Raw genomic sequence first — 19,453 nt, 5'->3', positions numbered from 1 at the left:
GTCATGCCTGCGCCCGAATCATCCAACCATCGCTCCCTGACCTTGCCCAACGGTCTGCGCGTGGTGCTGTGCTCGGCGCCGCGTCTGAAGCGTTGCGCGGCGGCCTTGCGAGTGGCGGCCGGCAGTCACGATGTTCCGTCACAATGGCCCGGCCTTGCGCACTTTCTCGAGCACCTGTTCTTCCTCGGCACCGAACGATTTCCGTCCGGCGACAACCTCATGGCGTTCGTGCAACGCCACGGCGGACAGGTCAATGCGAGCACGCGCGAGCGCACCACGGATTTCTTTTTCGAGCTGCCACCCGCCGTTTTTGCCGATGCTCTGGATCGATTGTGCGAGATGCTGACCCACCCGCGCATGACCATGGCCGATCAGTTGCGTGAGCGTGAGGTGTTGCATGCCGAGTTCATTGCCTGGTCCCGGGATGAAGCGTCGCGCGATCAGATACAGCGGCTGCAGACTTTATCGGCCCTGCATCCGTTACGCGGGTTTCACGCCGGCAATCGTTTCAGCCTTCCCGTTCCGCGCAGGACATTTCAACAAGCATTGCAGGACTTCTACCGGACGTTCTACCAAGCGGCGCAGATGACCCTGAGCCTCGCAGGGCCCCAAACGCTGGATGAGTTGCAGGCATTGGCAACTCGCTATGGCGGATATTTCGCCCAGGGCCGTCGGATCGCTCAATCAAGAGCCCCGGCGCTCGTGGACTCAAGAACTCCGCACCCCGTTTTCGACTCGCGCGACGCGCACCTGATGTTTGCGTGTGAAGGCTTGCCGCGAGGGCATGAGCAGGCCGCTGCGTTTCTCTGCAGCTGGATGAACAACGCGCAGCCGGGTGGTCTGGTGGCCAGCCTGCGAGATCAGGGTTTGATCGAGTCACTCACTGCAGAGGTTGTGTACGCGTTCGACGGGCAGCTTTTGCTCGACATCGACATTGCACTCGCCGAGGTCGCGGCGGACCAAGTGCCTTCAAGCGAAACGGCTTACGTGATTTCGAGAAGGCTCTTCGATTGGCTGGCCTTTTTCAAATCGCGCTTTGCTGAGCTCATCGACGAATACGCCCTGCTCGCCCAACGTCGCCTCGCGGTCAGCAACGCGTTGTCTCTGGCCCGGCATTTCTGCGCAAAGCCAGACGAACCAGGCCTGTCGAGCCAAGCCGTCACCGCCCTTAATGCCCTGATCGCCCAACTCACGCCGGAAACCCAGTTACCGCCACAGCCGAAACTGCTGAAAAACGACACCTTTAACGTTGATTGGCGACTGCCCGAGCCCAACCCGTTCTTGCGTCCGATTGCCAAGGTCGCCACGCTGGCTGGCCCACTTCCCGCGTTCACGTTCAGCGACAATTTGCCTGGACACCGTCCAGGCGAGGGCGAAGCGGCGGTGTATCTGCGCTGGATGCTGAGCGCTCCTCAACCGCAGCTCGCGCGGATGCTGAACGAAGGCCTGAAGCGCCTGATCGCCGACGCACAGGAAGCCGGCATCACTCTGGCGTTCACGTCCTACGGTAACTTCTGGCAATTGAAACTGACCGGAATGGCCGAGCCCATTCCGGCCGTCCTCGAACAGGCATTGCGCGCGTTAGCTCAGCCCACTGAGGAAACTCTGGCGCGTTATGGGCAGCCGAATGAGGAACCTGCGCCGATGCCGATTCGGCAGTTGCTGAGAACACTGCCCGATCATTATTTGAACAGCGGCGTAATGTCCCAGACGCAGGATTTACAGCGTGTCTGGGCGGATGCTCGCTGGGCAGGCTTGGCCGTCGGGCTTGATCCCGTCGAGCAGGACGCACTCAAGCACGCTGCACAGATCACGCCCGGCCAGCCCGACGCCTCGGCACCCGAGGTCACAGGGAGGCAGGCAGACCAGCGCTGGGAAACCGAGCCGTCGGACTCTTCTGAAAACGCTGTGCTTTTGTTCTATCCAACGTCTTCTTCGTCTGTGCGCGACGAAGCGATCTGGCGACTGCTTGCACAACTGATACAGGCGCCGTTTTATCAGCGCCTGCGGGTCGAGTTGCAATTGGGCTACGCCGTTTTCAGCGGTTTCCGACAAATCGCCGGAAACGGTGGCCTGTTGTTTGGGGTCCAGTCACCTTCCGCCAGTGCCGGTGAGCTGGTCGATCAGATTGAATCCTTCATCCGCACACTGCCGACACAGATCGAGAATGCTGACCTGACCGCTCAGATCAAAGCCCTGCGCGGTCAACTCGACCCCGCGACCATGGACAGTCAGCAGGCGTGCGAACTGATCTGGCAGGCACATATGGCAGGCTACCGGGACGACTACCTCGTACAGCTGCAACATTCGCTTGCACATCTCCAGTCCATAGAACTGCTGGACGCCGCTCGTCGCCTGGGCGCGGGGTCGGCCGCTCGTCTTTGCCTGTCGAACCGCTCAAGCCCCAGCGAGTGAGCCGTTTGGCAGGTCAATCATTGCCAGGATTGCAAAAATCTTTATCGGATATTTCATCATTGAAGTCCCGAGATTTTTAGTAACATAGCTCCCTAAGCATTTGAACGTCTCCTCTCGCAGGTGTACTAAAGATGTACTCACCCACCGTTGCATAACCCAGAAGGAGTCTTTTATGTGGACTAAACCTGCTTACACTGATCTGCGTATCGGCTTTGAAGTCACCATGTACTTCGCAAGCCGTTGATTTTTGCGCGGTGAGAAGCCTCGGTTCGCCGGGGCTTTTTTGTTACAGCGTTCAGGATTTTCAGGCCTCGTGAGGCCATTGGTACGGAGCACACATGCACATCCAGATTCTCGGTTCGGCGGCGGGCGGCGGTTTCCCACAATGGAACTGCAACTGCGTTAACTGCGCAGGTTTTCGCGACGGCAGCCTGCGGGCTCATGCGCGCACCCAGTCGTCCATTGCCTTGTCCGACGACGGCGTGAACTGGGTCTTGTGCAACGCTTCACCCGACATCCGCGCTCAACTGCAGAGCTTCGCGCCCATGCAGCCTAACCGCGGCCTGCGGGATACGGGGATCAGCGCAATCATCCTGATGGACAGCCAGATCGACCACACGACCGGTTTGCTCAGCCTGCGTGAAGGCTGCCCGCATCAGGTCTGGTGCACGGACATGGTCCACGAAGACCTGACGACCGGCTTCCCGCTGTTCAACATGCTCAAGCACTGGAACGGCGGGCTGGTGTGGAATCGCATCGAGCTTGAGGGCAGCTTCGTGATTCCGGCCTGTCCGAATCTTCGCTTTACGCCGTTTCCACTGCGTAGCGCGGCACCGCCCTACTCGCCGCACCGCTTCGACCCACACCCGGGCGATAACATTGGCTTGATGGTGGAAGACCTCAGGACCGGCGGAAAGCTGTTCTACGCGCCAGGCCTCGGCAAAGTCGATGATGCCCTCATGGAAAAAATGAGCGGCGCCGACTGCCTGCTGGTGGACGGCACGATGTGGGACGACGATGAGATGAAGCGTCGCGGCGTCGGCACACGAACAGGCACCGAGATGGGCCACCTGGCGCAGAATGGCCCCGGCGGCATGCTCGAAGTGCTGGAAAAACTGCCTGAACAACGCAAGGTGCTCATTCACATCAACAACACGAACCCGATTCTCGACGAGGATTCGCCCGAGCGCGCAGAACTCGCACGCCGTCATGTTGAAGTGGCATTCGATGGCATGAGCATCGAGCTGTAACAGGCGCCATGAACGTCGTGACAGCGGGACCGAGCTTGCTCAGGAAGCCAGTGCATTCAGTGAAAATCGAGTTGCCCGGCAGTCAGCATTCGCGAGCAAGCTCCCGCAGGGTTAGCGCGAATGCGTTCGCGACCACCGCTTCAAGCCACAGAATCCGAGACAAATGGGTAAGGAACATGCCGACATGAGTGAGCCAACACCACTGTCCCCCGCTGAATTCGAACAGGCCTTGCGTGCCAAAGGTGCGTATTACCACATCTACCATCCGTTTCATGTGGCGATGTATGAAGGCCGCGCGACGCGCGAGCAGATTCAGGGCTGGGTCGCCAACCGGTTTTATTACCAAGTGAACATCCCGCTCAAGGATGCTGCGATTCTGGCCAACTGTCCGGACCGCGAGATCCGTCGCGAGTGGATTCAGCGCCTGCTCGACCACGACGGCGCACCGGGCGAAGACGGCGGCATTGAAGCCTGGTTGCGACTGGGCCAGGCGGTAGGGCTGGATCCGGATCAACTTCGCTCGCAGGAATTGGTCCTGCCCGGCGTACGATTTGCCGTCGATGCGTATGTGAACTTCGCCCGTCGAGCCAACTGGCAGGAAGCCGCCAGCAGTTCTCTGACTGAGCTGTTCGCTCCGCAGATCCACCAGTCGCGGCTGGACAGCTGGCCGCAGCATTACCCATGGATCGATCCGGCCGGTTACGAATATTTCCGCACGCGCCTGGGTCAGGCGCGCCGAGATGTCGAACACGGGCTCGCGATCACCTTGCAGCATTACACGACGTGGGAAGGCCAGCAGCGCATGCTGGAAATTCTGCAGTTCAAACTCGACATTTTGTGGAGCATGCTGGACGCCATGAGCATGGCTTATGAGCTGAATCGCCCGCCCTATCACAGCGTGACCGACCAACGCGTCTGGCACAAAGGAATCGCCCTATGAGCTTCAACCGCGAACAAGTGCCGAGCTGGCGCCGTGGCTATCGCTTTCAGTTTGAACCGGCGCAGAACGGCCACGTACTGCTTTACCCCGAAGGCATGATCAAGCTCAACGAGAGCGCCAGCGCCATTGGCGGCCTGATCGATGGTCAGCGCAGCGTGGGTGCGATCATCGCCGTGCTCGATGAGCAATTCCCCGGCGTTCCCGAGCTCGGCACCGACGTCGAGCAATTCATGGAGGTCGCTCGTGCTGAACACTGGATCGAACTTGCCTGAGGCGCCGGTGACCGAGTCCAAGGTGCACATACCACCGACACCTCCTGTCGGGCTGCCGCTGTGGCTGCTCGCCGAGCTGACCTACCGCTGTCCTCTGCAGTGTCCGTATTGTTCCAACCCGCTGGACTTCGCACGCCAGGGTCAGGAGCTGACCACCGAACAGTGGTTCAAAGTGATGGCCGAAGCCAGGCAGATGGGCGCCGCGCAGATCGGGTTTTCCGGCGGTGAGCCCCTGGTGCGGCAGGACCTCGCCCAGCTGATCGCAGAGGCCCGGCGCCTGGGCTTCTACACCAACCTGATCACGTCCGGCATCGGCCTGACCGAACAGAAGATCGTCGACTTCAAGGAAGCCGGTCTGGACCACATTCAGATCAGTTTTCAGGCCAGCGACGAGCAAGTGAACAACATGCTCGCAGGCTCGAAAAAGGCATTTGCCCAGAAGCTGGAAATGGCCCGCGCGGTGAAGAAGCACGGCTATCCGATGGTGCTCAACTTCGTCACCCACCGGCACAATATCGACAAGATCGACAAGATCATCGAGCTCTGCGTGGCGCTGGAGGCGGACTTCGTCGAATTGGCCACCTGCCAGTTCTACGGTTGGGCGCACTTGAACCGAGTGGGCTTGCTGCCGACCAAGGAACAGCTGGTCCGCGCCGAACGCATCACCAATGAATACCGCGAGAAGCTCGCGGCGGAGAATCATCCGGTCAAGCTGATCTTCGTCACGCCCGACTACTACGAGGAGCGCCCCAAAGCCTGCATGAACGGCTGGGGTAATCTGTTTCTGACCGTGACGCCGGATGGCACCGCCCTGCCCTGCCACGGCGCGCGACAGATGCCGATCCAGTTCCCCAATGTGCGCGATCACAGCATGCAACACATCTGGTACGAGTCGTTTGGCTTCAACCGCTTCCGTGGTTACGAGTGGATGCCCGAGCCGTGCCGCTCTTGCGACGAAAAAGAAAAGGATTTCGGCGGTTGTCGCTGTCAGGCGTTCATGCTGACCGGTGATGCAAGCAACGCCGACCCGGTGTGCAGCAAGTCGCCACAGCATCACCTGATCACCCAGGCCCGCGACGAAGCCGAGTATGCTAGCCAGACCATCGAGCAACTGGCCTTTCGCAATGAACGAAACTCACGCCTCATCGCAAAATCCTGATTTGTTCTCTGCCGCCCAGGCTGTGGCGGCAGGCGTCGATTTCGCCGAACTGTGCGTCGGTCCCGCGGGCCTCTTCTGGAACGAATTCCGCCCGCAGGACGCCGCTTCGCGCATCTGGCGCTGGAGCGACGGCGTCACCACGTGCCTGACGCCGGATGGCTTCAGCGCGCGCAGCAGGGTTTATGAATATGGCGGAGGCTCGTTCTGCCTGAGCGACGAAGCCGTGGTGTTCGTCAACGAAGCCGATCAACAGATTTATCTCCAGCCCTTCGACACCAACGTCCCTCTCGCACTGACCCACGACGACAAGCGCTACGGCGATGTCCGCTTCGGGCGCGGGCAGATTCTCGCCGTCGAGGAAGACAACGACGTTCACCGCCTGGTGGCGTTCGACCTTATCGACGGCAGACGCCACGTGCTGGCTGAAGGGGCCGACTTCTATGCAGCGCCGACATTGAGCCCCGAGGGTGATCGTCTGGTGTGGATCGAGTGGTGGCGCCCGCACCAACCGTGGACCTCGACGCGTCTGCTCAGCACCGAGCGTCAGCCGGACGGGTCATGGGGTCTGCCGCACTGCCTGGCAGGCGGACTCGGGCTGGAAGCGCTGCAACAACCGCGCTTCGATGATCAGGGGCGCCTGTATTGCCTGACTGATCGCGGCGGTTTCTGGCAACCGTGGGTGGAGACGCTGGAAGGCCTCGAAGCGCTGCCCGCAGCCGCAGCCGACCATGCATCTGCGCCATGGCAATTGGGCAGTTCGAGCTGGTTGCCGCTCACCGATGGGGCCTATCTGGCCAGTTGGTTCCAGGACGGCTCTGGTCGTCTGGGCCTGTGTTCGGCTGATGGCTCGGTACAGGATTTCAGTGGCGAGTACAGCCGGTTCCGCAACCTGGCGATGGACGATCAACACTTTTATTGCATCGCGGCGTCAGCGACCCGCCCTTTGGCTGTCGTGGCGATCAGTCGTTCCGACCAGCGCGTGCAGGTACTGGCCGGAGGTATTGCTCCGCTGCCCGCCGAGCACATCAGTCGTCCGCAAACGCTGCGCTATCCAAGCGGTGACAGCGAGGCGCATGGCTATTTCTACCCCGCGATGAATGGCGCAGAAAAGCCGCCGCTGGTGGTGTTCATCCATGGCGGACCCACGTCGGCGTGCTATCCGGTGCTCGATCCGCGCATCCAGTACTGGACGCAAAGGGGCTTCGCCGTCGCGGACCTGAATTATCGAGGCAGCACGGGCTATGGCCGCGCCTATCGTCAGGCGCTGTTTCTCGAATGGGGCGTCGTCGACGTAGAGGACGCCTGCGCCGTGGTCGAGTACTTGGGCAATCAGGGGCTCGTCGATCCAGCCAACGCCTTCATTCGAGGCGGCAGTGCCGGCGGATATACGACGCTGTGCGCGCTGGCGTTCAAGGATGTTTTTCGCGCTGGTGCGAGCCTGTATGGCGTCAGCGACCCTCTCGCACTGGCCGAAGCGACGCACAAGTTCGAGGCGGATTATCTCGACTGGCTGATCGGCGACCCGGACATCGACATGGCGCGCTACCGCGAGCGCACCCCGCTGCTGCATGCCGACCGGATCAAAGTGCCGGTGATTTTCTTCCAGGGCGAACTCGATGCCGTCGTCGTTCCCGCCCAGACCCGCGACATGCTCAATGCCTTGACCGAAAAAGGCATCCCGGCCGAAGGCCATTTCTATCCCGAGGAACGCCATGGCTTCCGCAAAGCCAGCAATCTGGCTCACGCACTGGAGACCGAATGGGCGTTTTACCGAAAGGTAATGGACAGCTGAGGGCGTGACTGCGGTCTCTGTGGGCGGCATCAGCCGGCTCAGCCAGCTGGCGCCCACAGGGATTCAGAGCGAAGTGCGCTGACCGGGCGCGATCACTTGCGGCTGGCGATGATGTATACCGCGTGGATGATGCCTGGGAAGTAGCCGAGAAGGGTCAGCAGGATGTTGAGCCAGAAAGCGCCAGCGAATCCGACTTGCAGGAACACGCCCAGGGGTGGCAGCAGGATGGCGATGATGATGCGAATGATGTCCATGGGTGAAGCTCCTGAATGATAAATGGCCCATTGCGGCCACACAGCTAATCGACCCTGAGCGCATGCAGGGGTTCAACCGTGAATATCATTGCGCCACCCATTGCCCGGCAAAAAAACGCCCCGCACCAAGACTCCCGGCGCGGGGCGAAGCGTACAAAACGCAAGACGGTTCGAGAAACAGTGGGTTACTACGCCATGAGCCCGCTTGGCATTGCCTGACGCTGCGCGCGGACGCTCGCGGCCGGGCGCATCTGGCGTGCCGAGGCACGCTCTGGCACAGAGCCCGGCAGGTCGTCGATCCGGGCAGTGCACGCCTGTCCGCGAGCAAGCAGCGCCGAGCTTCGGGGACTGCGGTTGGAGTAATCGCCGAGTACGACGATATCGGCGCTGACGGCGTAGGTGTCTTCCGAAAGCAACCCACCGTTCTGCCCGACGCTACCTCGCGCCTCGTTGAGAATGAGCAGGATATTCAGCGCCCTGCACAATGTGGCAACACCCTGCACGTAAGCCGTCGTGGCTGGCGTGATGACCGTCTCGCCCTGAATGGGCTCAAGCACGATGGCAACGGTTCGTGAATCCACGGCGGCCTCGATCGCGGCCAGATCGTTGAATGGCACACGGCAGAAATCGTCGGTCAGTGATTCGATCAGCGCGTCGAAACGCCCGCCACTGGCAACCACGACCCCGCATTCCCCGCGCCGATGCTGTTCGCCCCATTTGCGCGCCAGCGTCATCGCCCCTGCGTACGCTGCCTGCTCGTCGATGAAGAAACCGGCTTGATCGCTGCCTGTGCGCTGACGCAGACGTTGCAACGGCGAGAGCAATGCAGGTTGCTCGACAGACTGGCTGTCTTCAGCGACAGCGTTGCGCAGCAGTTTGAAGAGGTTCATGCGCGCAATCCTTCCAGTGGCAGCCCCAGCAACCGGTCGCTCCAGTCCTCGACGCGGCCGGTGCGCAGACGCTTGAGGGCGATGTCGCGCCATCGGGACGACAGCGCCGGGCAATCGGCGAGCTTTCTGAGCCCGCCATGCTCAAGCGGCTCGAGGTAGGACGTGCGCAAGGCCCAAGCGATCGTCAGGCCCGGATAGCTGCGCTGAACCAGCTCGAATGCGTCGTCGGGACTGACAAAACCGGGTTTGAGCACGCGATAGAACCAGCCACAGCGCCCGTTATCCTGCGCACGCTGAGGCAGCTCTTCGATGCCCCAAGTGTGGCTGAGCCGGTAGCAAGGCGAACGTGGCTGGCTGACCTGCAGCAGCGCGCCGCCCCAGCGAAACATGTCGCCCAGGCAGACATCTTCTTCGGTGAGGCCGCGGGATGAAAGATTTTCGCCGAAAGAAGGCGCGCACCAGTCGATGTGCGGATAGACCTTGCGCCAGTAATCGTAATGCTCGGCGGGATAGTGATGCATGGCGCGCTCCGGGCCGGTATGAAAGCGCGGATCGCCGTGTTCGTCGCTGCCCAGCCCTTGCGGCCAGAGCCAAAGGCGTCGGTCCAGCCTGTGCTTATCGATATCGCTGATCAATCCATGACCCAGATTTTTCGCTTTACCTATAAAAACACCATCGACCTGGACACTGTTCATTGCGCTTTATGGCCCTGTAACCCCTGTGAGTTGGGCGTAGACTATGCCCCGGCAAGACAAACGACCATTTCGATTTTCCAGCTATTTCGATAAGAACTGCTTATGGATTTCCGCCAACTGCGTTATTTCGTCGCGGTGTACGAAGAAGGCCACGTCGGACGCGCCGCCGAGCGACTTTCTTTGTCGCAGCCAGCGCTCTCACAGCAGATTCGTCTGCTGGAGCACAGCCTCGATGTCAGCCTGTTCGAGCGCAGCAGCAAGCGCCTGTTGCCGACGCTGGCCGCGCACACCTTGTACAACCATGCGGTGCCGTTGCTCGAAGGCATGCAACGGGCGCGCGAGGCGTTGCGCAACTTCAAGGGACAATCCCAGCGTACCCTCGCCATCGGCGTCTTACAGACCGTGCATTCGAGCCTGGTGCCGCAGATGCTCGAGCGCGTGCGCAAGGCGCAGCCGCATCTGGTCGTGCAGATTTACGAGTTGAGCGGGATGGAGATCGAGCGTCGCTTGCTCAATGGATCGCTGGACATCGGCATCAGCTACTTGCCGCCGCGCCAGCCTGGCCTGCACGGCCTGTTGCTGTATGAAGACGAGCTCAAGCTGGTGGTGCCGGCCAATCACCCGTTGCGGGAATTCAAAAAAGTCTCGATGAGCCAGGCCGCTGAACTGCCGATGCTACTGCTGGGTGAGGAGTTTCAGGTGCGGCAGATCTGGCAGGCGCAGTTGAGTAATCTCGGCCGGCGGCCTCACGTACAAGCTGAACTGAATAACATGGCGGGGATCCTCGACAGCCTTGCACACACCCGACTTGCGACTGTGCTACCGGGGCGCGCGCAGGATATTCAGGACAACGATGACTTGCTGTGGAAACCCATCAGCGAACCCAGGGTGCCGTTGCAGGTGGGGCTTGTTTATCGGGATGCACAGCGTCAGCAGGCGACGCTGGAACTGTTGCGGTCGGTGCTCGACGGGGTAGTGAATTCCGGCCCGGGCGACGTCGAGGGGCGGTAGGCCGCGTGGCGGAAAACTTTCTGGAATGCAGATAAAAGAAAACCCCGCCTAAGCGAGGTTTTCCAGACTGTTTCCCTTTGACTTCCCTTTCTTCCCACCGTCCTGGCAGGCAATCCCTACGTGTCCCTGTTATCTGTTTGCGCATCCTGCGCTACGTCCATGTGAAGTAGATTAACTTTGGATCCATAAGCCGTATAGAGGCGAAATGTCGGCACGTCATGTAAGCAAAAGCTTACATGATGTCTACAGCAGTCAGAACTGCGAAGCGTCCAGCAGGTACAGCGATTCGCTGCCCGCGCGCACCGACGCGGCCAGCGACTGGATCCTTGGCAGCAGACGCGCGAAATAGAACCGCGCCGTGCCAAGTTTGCTGACGTAGAAGTCTTCCTGCGCCTCTTTACCCAGCGCGGCTTTGGCCGACATCGCCCACATGTAGGCATAAGCCGTGTATCCAAATACATGCAGATACTCGACAGACGCCGCGCCGATTTCATTCGGATTGCTGCGCACGCGATCCAGCACCCAGTCGGTCAGTTCATCCAACGTCGTCAGCGCAGTACTCAGCGGCTTGGTGAATTCAGCAAGCGAGCTGTCGGAAGCAGCGATGAACTGGCGTACTTCTTCGGAAAACAGCTTGTAGTACGCGCCACCGCTGGCGACGACCTTGCGACCCAGCAGATCCAGCGCCTGAATGCCGTTGGTGCCTTCGTAAATTTGGGTGATGCGCACGTCGCGAACCAGTTGCTCTTGGCCCCACTCGCGGATGTAGCCATGACCACCGAACACCTGCTGGCCGTGCACCGTGGTGTCCAGCCCCATGTCAGTGAGGAAAGCCTTGGCCACCGGCGTCAACAGCGCCACCAGCGCATCGGCACGTTGGCGGACCTCGGCGTCTTCGCTGTACTTGGCGGTGTCCAGTTGCAGCGCCACGTAAGTCGAAAAAGCACGACCGCCTTCGTTCAGCGCCTTCATCGTCAACAGCATGCGACGCACGTCGGGGTGCACGATGATCGGGTCGGCGATGGTGTCTTTCGATTGCGCTCCGGTCGGTGCCCGGCTCTGCAGACGATCGCGCGCGTACTCGATGGCATTCTGGTAAGAGCGCTCGCCCGACGCCAGGCCTTGAATGCCCACGCCCAGACGCTCGTAGTTCATCATCGTGAACATCGCGGCAAGCCCTTTGTTCGGCTCGCCAATCAGATAGCCTTCAGCCTGGTCGAAGTTCATCACACAGGTCGCCGACGCCTGGATGCCCATCTTGTGCTCGATGGAGCCGCAGGAAACGGTGTTGCGCTCGCCCAGGCTGCCATCGTCGTTGACCAGGAACTTGGGGACGAGAAACAGCGAGATTCCCTTCGGCCCCGCCGGAGCATCGGGAAGTTTGGCCAGCACCAGGTGAATGATGTTTTCGGTGAGGTCGTGTTCGCCGCCGGTGATGAATATCTTCGTGCCACTGATCTTATAGCCACCATCGGCCTGAGGTTCGGCCTTAGTGCGGATGATGCCCAGATCGGTACCGGCATGAGCTTCGGTCAGACACATGGAGCCGGCCCAGATTCCGGCGTACATGTTCGGCAGGAACTTGTTCTTCAGCGGTTCGCTGGCGTGGGTGTTGATCGACACGCACGCGCCGGAGGTGAGCATCGGGTAGAGACCGAAGGCAAGGCTTGCGGAGTTGACCATCTCCTCGACCTGCGCCGAGACCGCCTTGGGCATGCCCATGCCGCCAAATTCCGGGTTGCCGCCCACGCCGACCCAGCCACCTTCGGCATACGTGCCGTACGCCTGGACGAAGCCTGCAGGCGTCGTCACGACCGTGTCGTTCCAGTGACAGCCTTCTTCATCGGCTGCGCGGCTCAACGGCGCGATGGATTTGCCAGTGACCTTGCCGGCCTCTTCGAGGATGGCTTCAACGGTTTGTGCATCTACCGCTTCGGACAACTCGGGCAGTTGCGCCCAGAGTCTGGAGACTTCGAACACTTCATTCAGAACGAAGCGCATATCGCGCAAGGGCGCTTTGTAGTCAGCCATGGCAAACCTCGTTAACGGCAGCGGAACCCGGGGAAAAAGCAACGCCGCAAGGCTTGTTGCGGCGTCCATGTGTCAGTGAATCCAGTGTACAGGAACACCATTTGAGACACATAGGGTCAAGTAGTGACTTTTAACGCATATTTGGTCACTCAATTCTTGCAGACAAAAAGAAGGCCTCCACCCCTCGGTGAAAGCCTTTGATTGCTAACAGAATTGGAGCGGAAATCAGCTCGCTGCCGCCATCCGGACTGCGCCACGCTTGTTCGTCTGACCGTGCGCAACGACGCAATTTCGACCCGCTCCCTTGGCGGCATAAAGCGCCTGGTCGGCCGCCTTGAGCACTTCTTCCGGGTTGCGATGCTCCGGCAGGCGCTCAGCAACGCCCATGCTCACCGTGACCGAAACAGTCGACGCCTGGGAACCGGCCCGACGCTGACGGCCCTGCTGATCGTCGTTGGGTCGGTTTTCCTGGTTGCGCAGATGAATCTGGTAGCCGGCAATGGTTTCGCGGATGACCTCAAGGTGCGGCATGCACTCCTCCAGGGTCTTGCCGGCAAACACGATGGCAAACTCTTCGCCTCCGTAACGGTAGGCTCGCCCGCCGCCGTTGGTGATTCTCGACAGCTTGCTGGCGACCAGGCGCAACACCTGGTCGCCGACGTCATGGCCGTGGGTGTCGTTGAATTTCTTGAAGTGATCGACGTCGCTCATCGCCAGCACATAGTTGCGTCCCAGCCGCTGCATGCGCTCGTTGAGCGCTCGTCGTCCCGGCAATCCGGTCAGCTCATCGCGAAACGCCATCTGGTAAGCCTCGTGCGCGACCGCCGAGGCGATCATGAGCATCACCTGGCTGCACATGATGTTCAGCGTGAACGGCAGAATGAACGTCTTCGGCAATGCCCAGAACAGTCCCAGCAAGCCAACCAGTTGAGCGGCGTGCAGCGGGCGGGGCTTGCGCAGGTACTGGGTGATCAGCACGGCAAAGGCGATGAGGAACGTCGCATACGACAGCTGGATCAGGCTCATCCATTCGCCATGCAACGCAGGCCAGCGGATGTCCGCCAGCCAGGCCAGGAGGCTCTCCGGAAAGCTTTGCTCAAGCCCCAGCGCCACGCTGCCGACCGCCACCAGGACGGCCAATCGGGCGACCAGATCCTGAAACAGATGCGTGCGTTCTTCCCAGGCGGCGAACAGCCCGAACATCACAGGCAACAGCAGGCAGCAAAGATGAAACACCACCGCGGCGTCCTCGCGGACTTTGCCGTTGTCGCGGTAGTAATCCGTCTGGGTATCGAGCAGGAAATAGGCGATGTACACCGTGATCATCAGAAACAGCTCACGCTGGCGCTTGTACACGCCGCAGTAAGCGCCGCCGAGCAAGAGCACCAGAGTGGGAAGTACGTTGAAAAGAGACGTGAAGAACACATTGAGGTCCTTCACGTACGCAGCCGCGAGTCCGGCGAACAGCAGGGCCAGAGACGGTAAAAAGTGGCTGAGACGAGCGGCGGAAGGGCGCAGCAAGAGGACTATCTCCTACCCGAATGAAGCGAGTGCAAATCAAATGGCATTGTGCCTGTATCGGCCATGTTACCTATTTGATGAGGAGAAAATGAGAAATTGATCACTTTTCTGACGCCTGTAAACCGGCGCACCTGCATGCGGGTTGCCCATCCGGTTTCGCGCTCGGCGAGAAGCCGTCCTCGACACCACTGACGCGATCCAATCAGCGGACCTCAATCTACGGCTGCACCACAGCCGATCGCAGGCCAAGCCATGGCCCTGCAGAGCCAAGGTGAGGCGCTAGACGCAAAAAAGCCGCTTGCTCCGAAGAACAAGCGGCTTTGAGGGAAAACCAGCCGGTGAATCAGTAAGCCAGGCCGAAGTGCTCTTCGTTCATGTCCATCAGGTTGTTGGCACCCGACAGCATGGCCGCCACGTGAGTGCGAGTACGCGGCAGGATGCGCTGGAAGTAGAAGCGCGCAGTCTGCAGCTTGGCGGTGTAGAACGCTTCTTCGGTGGTGCCGGCAGCCAGTTTCTCGGCAGCGACGCGCGCCATGTCTGCCCAGAAATAGGCCAGGCATACGTAACCGGAGAACATCAGGTAATCCACCGAGGCGGCGCCGACTTCTTCACGGTCTTTCATGGCCGCCATGCCGACCTTCATGGTCAGTTCGCCCCACTCTTTGTTCAGCGCAGCGAGCGGCGTGACGAATTCGTTTACCGCTTCGTTGCCTTCCTGCGACTGGCAGAACTTGTGCACGATCTTGGTGAAGCCCTTCAGCGCTTCGCCCTGGGTCATCAGCACTTTACGACCCAGCAGGTCCAGTGCCTGAACACCGGTGGTGCCTTCGTACAGCATCGAAATACGGCTGTCGCGAACGTTCTGCTCCATGCCCCATTCGGCGATGAAACCGTGGCCACCATAAATCTGCACGCCATGGTTGGCGGATTCGAAACCGACTTCGGTCATGAAGGCCTTGGCAATCGGCGTCATGAAAGCCAGCAAGCCATCGGCGTGCTTCTTGGCGTCGGCGTCTTCGCTGTATTTAACGATGTCGACCTGCTTGGCGGTGAAGTAAACCATCGCGCGAGTGCCCTCGGCGAATGCCTTCATGGTCAGCAGCATACGACGCACATCAGGGTGAACGATGATTGGGTCAGCGGCTTTGTCCGGAGCTTTCGGACCGGTCAAGGAACGCATCTGCAGGCGTTCACGCGCGTATTTCAGGCCGCCCTGAAAGCCGATCTCGGCGTGGGCCAGACCCTGCAAAGCGGTGCCCAGACGTGCAGTGTTCATGAACGTGAACATGCAGTTCAGACCTTTGTTCGGCGGGCCGATCAAGAAGCCGGTCGCGCCGTCGAAGTTCATCACGCAGGTGGCGTTGCCGTGAATGCCCATCTTGTGTTCCAGCGAGCCGCAGGCAACAGCGTTGCGCTCGCCGACACTGCCATCGGCAGCCGGCAGGAATTTGGGAACGATGAACAACGAGATGCCTTTGGTGCCGGCAGGCGCGTCGGGCAGGCGCGCCAGCACGATGTGGACGATGTTATCGGCCATGTCGTGTTCACCGGCGGAGATGAAAATCTTGGTGCCAGACACTTTGTAAGAACCATCAGCCTGTGGCTCGGCTTTGGTGCGCAGCATGCCAAGGTCAGTGCCGCAGTGAGGTTCGGTCAGGCACATGGTGCCGGTCCACTCGCCCGACACCAGTTTGGTCAGGTAAGCCTCTTGCTGCTCAGGGGTGCCGTGTTCGGAAATGGTGTTCATCGCGCCATGGGACAGGCCTGGGTACATGCCCCACGACCAGTTGGCTTCACCGACCATTTCGCTGACCGCAAGGCCCAGCGACTCAGGCAGACCCTGACCACCATGGGCGACGTCGTGCGCCAGACTCGGCCAGCCGCCTTCGACGAACTGCTTGTACGCTTCTTTGAAACCAGTCGGCGTCTTCACGCCGGACTCGCTCCAGGTGCATCCTTCGGTGTCGCCGACACGGTTCAGCGGGGCCAATACCTGCTCACAAAACTTGGCGCCTTCCTCGAGAATGGCGTCAACCATGTCAGGCGTGGCGTCCTGGCATGCTGGCAGACTCTGATAGTGCGCTTCGTAGCCGAGCAGCTCGTCACGAACGAAGCGAATATCACGCAAGGGGGCCTTGTAGTCAGGCATAGCGATAAACCTCTGCTGATGAATTCTGGATTTATATGACCGTTCGGTCACTGCGGGGCATGGCCCCTGCCACCGGAATTCTTGTTTGTCCGGCGGTCAAACAGGTGTTTGAAACATACGTTTACGCCTAAACCTTGTCAAGGGTGCGTCCGAACCTTTCATCGTCGGCGCGCACGGAGGCGCCTGCGCCACCATGTAGCGCCGAAAGGATGTGCATTGAGTCTAGTTGAGCAGGCGTTGAAGACGGCCGTCAGACGACCGCGATTCGGACGGCTGATAGGGCGTTATTCAGAAGGGAGGCGCAACGCAAACGTGCGCCGAAGCGCACGTCAGGAATCAGAGGGTGAACAAGTCAGGCGTAGGTATCGATCAGCGTGCCGAGCATTTCATCGCTGGCTTTTTCGACTTTGACGCCCGCCTGAACCTGAATCCGGCCTTGGGTCAGTTCGACGATATTGGTGGCCATGTCCGAAGCGGGCGGACGATCGACGGCGCGCAGGCGTTCGAGCTGAAAGTCCGAGGACTGGGTGCGGCCAGACACTTCCGTGCCAGGGTTTGCCAGCTGGGTGGCAGCCTGATCGACACGGTCCTGACCGACCTGAATTGCGCTCAGGCCGGGGTACAGGGTGTTATTCAGTGAGATTTGCATGACCACGATCCTCTGTTCATAAAGCGAACAGTCAGCATTGAACCAGACGAACCCGCAAAACACCCGTCAAAAACCATAATGGCAACGGGCCTTCTAATAGAGCGTGGTTGCCATTTCCAAGACGTTACCGCGTAGCGACCGGTGACAGGTTGTGCCTGAAGATGGTGCATCGCGACACATCCGGCGATACAACCATAACCGCTTCATGCCCCGCCTGCCTTCGCCATCCGCGTGAACTGTGCTGTGGCGCACATCCTGCATCTTTTGCCGAACCGATCCCCATGGAACAGCTGTCGATCGCCCATGCGCCCAAAGGAACTGAAACACTGGACCAACGCAATCGCCCACCTCCTCGACCTTCCGGCCGGCGGTGCGCGACTGGCCGGGTTGAGCCAGTGGTTGAGGCAGATTGCGCCTGTCGACCATTTCGTTCTGTTCGTCTACGAGGGCAACCATCGCCCGCTTGCCCTGTTTGATACTTTTGCGCCGGACAAGCGCAGGGTTTACGTCGACGACTATCAGGTCGGACCCTATCTGCTCGACCCGTTTTACCTCGCCTGCACGCGCAAGCAGCCGCCCGGTCTATGGCGCCTGCGGCAGTTTGCGCCCGATCACTTTTACCTCAGCGAGTATTACCTGGCGTACTACCAGCAGACCGGCCTTGCGGAAGAGGTCGCGTTTTTCGTCGACCTGGGTGGCGACGCCATGGCCGTGCTGTCGCTGATGCGCGCGACCGCCAGTTCGGCGTTCAGCCGCGATGAGTTGCAGCTGATGGAATGCGCGCAGGCAATCGTCGAACACATCATCATCGACACCTGGCGGCTGCACCGCGTTGAGCAGCCTCGCTCACCGCAAGATCTGGACTACAAGGTGCACGCAGCTTTCGATCATTTCGGTGATCACATTCTCACTGGCCGCGAGCAGGAAATTGTCCGCCTGTTGCTGCGCGGCCACTCCAGTGCGTCGGTAGCAGAACAACTGGTCATCAGCCCGGGCACCGTCAAAATCCATCGCAAAAACATCTACGCCAAACTGGGCATCGGCAGTCAGGCCGAACTGCTGGGGCTGTTTATTCGCGAGCTGACAGGCCCGGACATTGCTGTCTCAGCCTGACCCGGCACCCTGACCTGACACCCGCACCGGATACGACCTCTATCCCCGAAGGGATATATACAGCGCAAAACAGCGATTGCTAGTTTGGCTTCCATTGCAGCGACCCATGCACTGGAATGCGAGAGCCAACAATGAGTGACAATCGCCACGAAAACGATATCGAGTTCTGCAACGTAGAGAAGCACTACGGGAACCTGAAAGCCGTCAACAACCTGAGTTTCCAGGTTCGGCGCGGCACCTTCCATTCCTTCCTCGGCGGCTCGGGCTGCGGCAAGACCACCACCCTGCGCATGATTGCAGGCTTCGATCAGCCCACCCTTGGCGAAGTGCGTCTGGCAGGCAAGAACGTCGCGGGCGTGCCGGCCTATCAACGCCCGGTCAACATGGTGTTTCAGCATTACGCGCTGTTCCCGCACATGACTGTGTCGCAGAACATCGCCTACGGTTTGCGCTACCTCACACCTCGTCCGGACAAAAAAGAACAGCAGCGCCGCGCCGATGAAGCGCTGGAAATGGTGCGGCTTTCAGGGCTCGGGCATCGCAAGCCCAGCGAGCTGTCCGGCGGCCAGCAACAGCGCGTGGCCCTCGCACGCGCGCTGGTCAATAAACCGACCGTGCTGCTGTTGGACGAACCGCTCGCGGCGCTGGATCGCAAACTGCGCAAGGAGATGCAATCCGAACTGCTGCGCCTGCAACGTGAAGTGGGCATCACGTTCGTGCTGGTCACCCACGATCAGGAAGAGGCGCTGTCCATGAGCGACAGCATCAGCGTCATGCACAGCGGCTCGATCATCCAGACCGCGTCCCCCGAACAACTCTACGAGGCCCCGGCCACGCGCTACGTGGCTGACTTCATCGGCGAATCCAACCTGTTCAGCGGCACCGTGCGCCACGTGCAGGGCAATTCGGCGCTGTTGCGCACCGCTCAGGGCATTGAACTGAGCAGCCCGCTGACACCCAACGGCTTGCCATTGAGCGCCAATAGCGAAGGCTGCATCGCGGTGCGTCCGGAGCTGATCGACATCGCCGCCAAAGGCAGCCTGCAGGGCCGGGACGTGACGCTCGACGGCTGCGTCGAAGACCGCATCTATCTGGGCAACATCACCGAATACCGCGTGCGCACACAGCCCTTCGGCATCGTCTGCGTGCGGGTGCCACGTCAGCAAGGCGCGAGTGGTCAGGGCAGTTTCGATCACGCCGGGTTTGAACACGGCGCAGCCGTGCAGGTGGGCTGGAACAACGCCAGCGGCCTGGCCATGGCGCTGTAGCGACTTGAGCAACGAGCAAAGCCACTCTAACGATTGAATCATTT

Annotated in this window: 17 protein-coding genes; 10 read left to right on the top strand and 7 right to left on the bottom strand. The window is 60.3% G+C overall.

Annotation, left to right across the window (positions count from 1 at the left end; all coding sequences use genetic code 11):
- Positions 1-3: 3 nt before the first annotated feature.
- From pqqF to AAGQ88_RS02035, 7 genes are all read left to right on the top strand, one after another.
- Positions 4-2,415: a pyrroloquinoline quinone biosynthesis protein PqqF gene (gene pqqF / locus AAGQ88_RS02065; RefSeq protein WP_342654324.1), complete on the top strand. Its 2,412-nt coding sequence runs from the start codon at positions 4-6 to the stop codon at positions 2,413-2,415.
- 172 nt (positions 2,416-2,587) lie between these two features.
- Positions 2,588-2,659: a pyrroloquinoline quinone precursor peptide PqqA gene (gene pqqA / locus AAGQ88_RS02060; protein WP_008365141.1), complete on the top strand. Its 72-nt coding sequence runs from the start codon at positions 2,588-2,590 to the stop codon at positions 2,657-2,659.
- Positions 2,660-2,753: 94 nt separating this feature from the next.
- Positions 2,754-3,665, top strand: a complete 912-nt coding sequence (pqqB, locus tag AAGQ88_RS02055; RefSeq protein ID WP_285426378.1) for a pyrroloquinoline quinone biosynthesis protein PqqB — start codon at positions 2,754-2,756, stop codon at positions 3,663-3,665.
- Positions 3,666-3,849: 184 nt separating this feature from the next.
- The gene (gene pqqC / locus AAGQ88_RS02050) at positions 3,850-4,605 is read left to right on the top strand and encodes a pyrroloquinoline-quinone synthase PqqC (protein ID WP_285426379.1); all 756 of its coding nucleotides are present in this window, start codon (positions 3,850-3,852) and stop codon (positions 4,603-4,605) included.
- Positions 4,602-4,877: a pyrroloquinoline quinone biosynthesis peptide chaperone PqqD gene (gene pqqD / locus AAGQ88_RS02045; RefSeq protein ID WP_093468613.1), complete on the top strand. Its 276-nt coding sequence runs from the start codon at positions 4,602-4,604 to the stop codon at positions 4,875-4,877. Before pqqC ends, pqqD begins: the two co-directional genes overlap by 4 nt.
- Positions 4,849-6,036, top strand: a complete 1,188-nt coding sequence (pqqE, locus tag AAGQ88_RS02040) for a pyrroloquinoline quinone biosynthesis protein PqqE (RefSeq protein ID WP_285426380.1) — start codon at positions 4,849-4,851, stop codon at positions 6,034-6,036. The genes pqqD and pqqE overlap by 29 nt, the downstream gene beginning before the upstream one ends.
- A complete protein-coding gene (locus AAGQ88_RS02035) occupies positions 6,002-7,828 on the top strand; it encodes a S9 family peptidase (RefSeq protein WP_342654323.1) in 1,827 nt (608 codons plus the stop codon). The genes pqqE and AAGQ88_RS02035 overlap by 35 nt, the downstream gene beginning before the upstream one ends.
- 92 nt (positions 7,829-7,920) lie before the next feature.
- Here AAGQ88_RS02035 and AAGQ88_RS02030 read toward each other — a convergent pair whose 3' ends face one another.
- The 3 genes from AAGQ88_RS02030 to AAGQ88_RS02020 form a co-directional block, all read right to left on the bottom strand.
- Complete coding sequence (locus AAGQ88_RS02030) at positions 7,921-8,082, bottom strand: YqaE/Pmp3 family membrane protein (protein WP_081564967.1); 162 nt, start codon at positions 8,080-8,082, stop codon at positions 7,921-7,923.
- A 188-nt stretch (positions 8,083-8,270) separates the two neighbouring features.
- Positions 8,271-8,972, bottom strand: a complete 702-nt coding sequence (locus tag AAGQ88_RS02025) for an aminotransferase class III-fold pyridoxal phosphate-dependent enzyme (RefSeq protein ID WP_342654322.1) — start codon at positions 8,970-8,972, stop codon at positions 8,271-8,273.
- Positions 8,969-9,667, bottom strand: a complete 699-nt coding sequence (locus AAGQ88_RS02020; RefSeq protein ID WP_342654321.1) for an MOSC domain-containing protein — start codon at positions 9,665-9,667, stop codon at positions 8,969-8,971. Before AAGQ88_RS02020 ends, AAGQ88_RS02025 begins: the two co-directional genes overlap by 4 nt.
- A 102-nt stretch (positions 9,668-9,769) precedes the next feature.
- Here AAGQ88_RS02020 and AAGQ88_RS02015 point away from each other — a divergent pair, with 102 nt between their 5' ends.
- Positions 9,770-10,678 (top strand): LysR family transcriptional regulator, encoded by a 909-nt coding sequence (locus AAGQ88_RS02015; protein WP_342654320.1) that lies wholly within the window; start codon positions 9,770-9,772, stop codon positions 10,676-10,678.
- Positions 10,679-10,930: 252 nt separating this feature from the next.
- On the opposite strand, the gene AAGQ88_RS02010 is transcribed toward AAGQ88_RS02015, so the two are convergent.
- The 4 genes from AAGQ88_RS02010 to AAGQ88_RS01995 all read right to left on the bottom strand — a co-directional run bounded on the left by AAGQ88_RS02010 (position 10,931) and on the right by AAGQ88_RS01995 (position 17,028).
- Positions 10,931-12,709: an acyl-CoA dehydrogenase C-terminal domain-containing protein gene (locus AAGQ88_RS02010; RefSeq protein ID WP_342654319.1), complete on the bottom strand. Its 1,779-nt coding sequence runs from the start codon at positions 12,707-12,709 to the stop codon at positions 10,931-10,933.
- A gap of 225 nt (positions 12,710-12,934) precedes the next feature.
- Positions 12,935-14,230, bottom strand: coding sequence for a GGDEF domain-containing protein (locus tag AAGQ88_RS02005; protein WP_285426386.1), 1,296 nt, complete (start codon positions 14,228-14,230; stop codon positions 12,935-12,937).
- A 343-nt stretch (positions 14,231-14,573) separates the two neighbouring features.
- Positions 14,574-16,379, bottom strand: coding sequence for a phenylacyl-CoA dehydrogenase (locus AAGQ88_RS02000; protein WP_285426387.1), 1,806 nt, complete (start codon positions 16,377-16,379; stop codon positions 14,574-14,576).
- Positions 16,380-16,731: 352 nt separating this feature from the next.
- Positions 16,732-17,028: a pyrroloquinoline quinone biosynthesis protein PqqE gene (locus tag AAGQ88_RS01995; RefSeq protein ID WP_093468587.1), complete on the bottom strand. Its 297-nt coding sequence runs from the start codon at positions 17,026-17,028 to the stop codon at positions 16,732-16,734.
- Between the two features lie 303 nt (positions 17,029-17,331).
- Here AAGQ88_RS01995 and AAGQ88_RS01990 point away from each other — a divergent pair, with 303 nt between their 5' ends.
- Both AAGQ88_RS01990 and AAGQ88_RS01985 read left to right on the top strand, forming a co-directional pair.
- Positions 17,332-18,141 carry a helix-turn-helix transcriptional regulator gene (locus AAGQ88_RS01990; RefSeq protein WP_342654318.1) on the top strand — a complete coding sequence of 270 codons (810 nt, stop codon included), beginning with the start codon at positions 17,332-17,334 and terminating at the stop codon, positions 18,139-18,141.
- A 131-nt stretch (positions 18,142-18,272) separates the two neighbouring features.
- A complete protein-coding gene (locus AAGQ88_RS01985; protein WP_342654317.1) occupies positions 18,273-19,409 on the top strand; it encodes an ABC transporter ATP-binding protein in 1,137 nt (378 codons plus the stop codon).
- The last annotated feature ends 44 nt before the right edge of the window (positions 19,410-19,453 follow it).

It is taken from the genome of Pseudomonas sp. F3-2, from assembly GCF_038804275.1.
GTDB lineage: Bacteria > Pseudomonadota > Gammaproteobacteria > Pseudomonadales > Pseudomonadaceae > Aquipseudomonas.
This window is presented reverse-complemented; position numbering and strand designations above follow the sequence as displayed.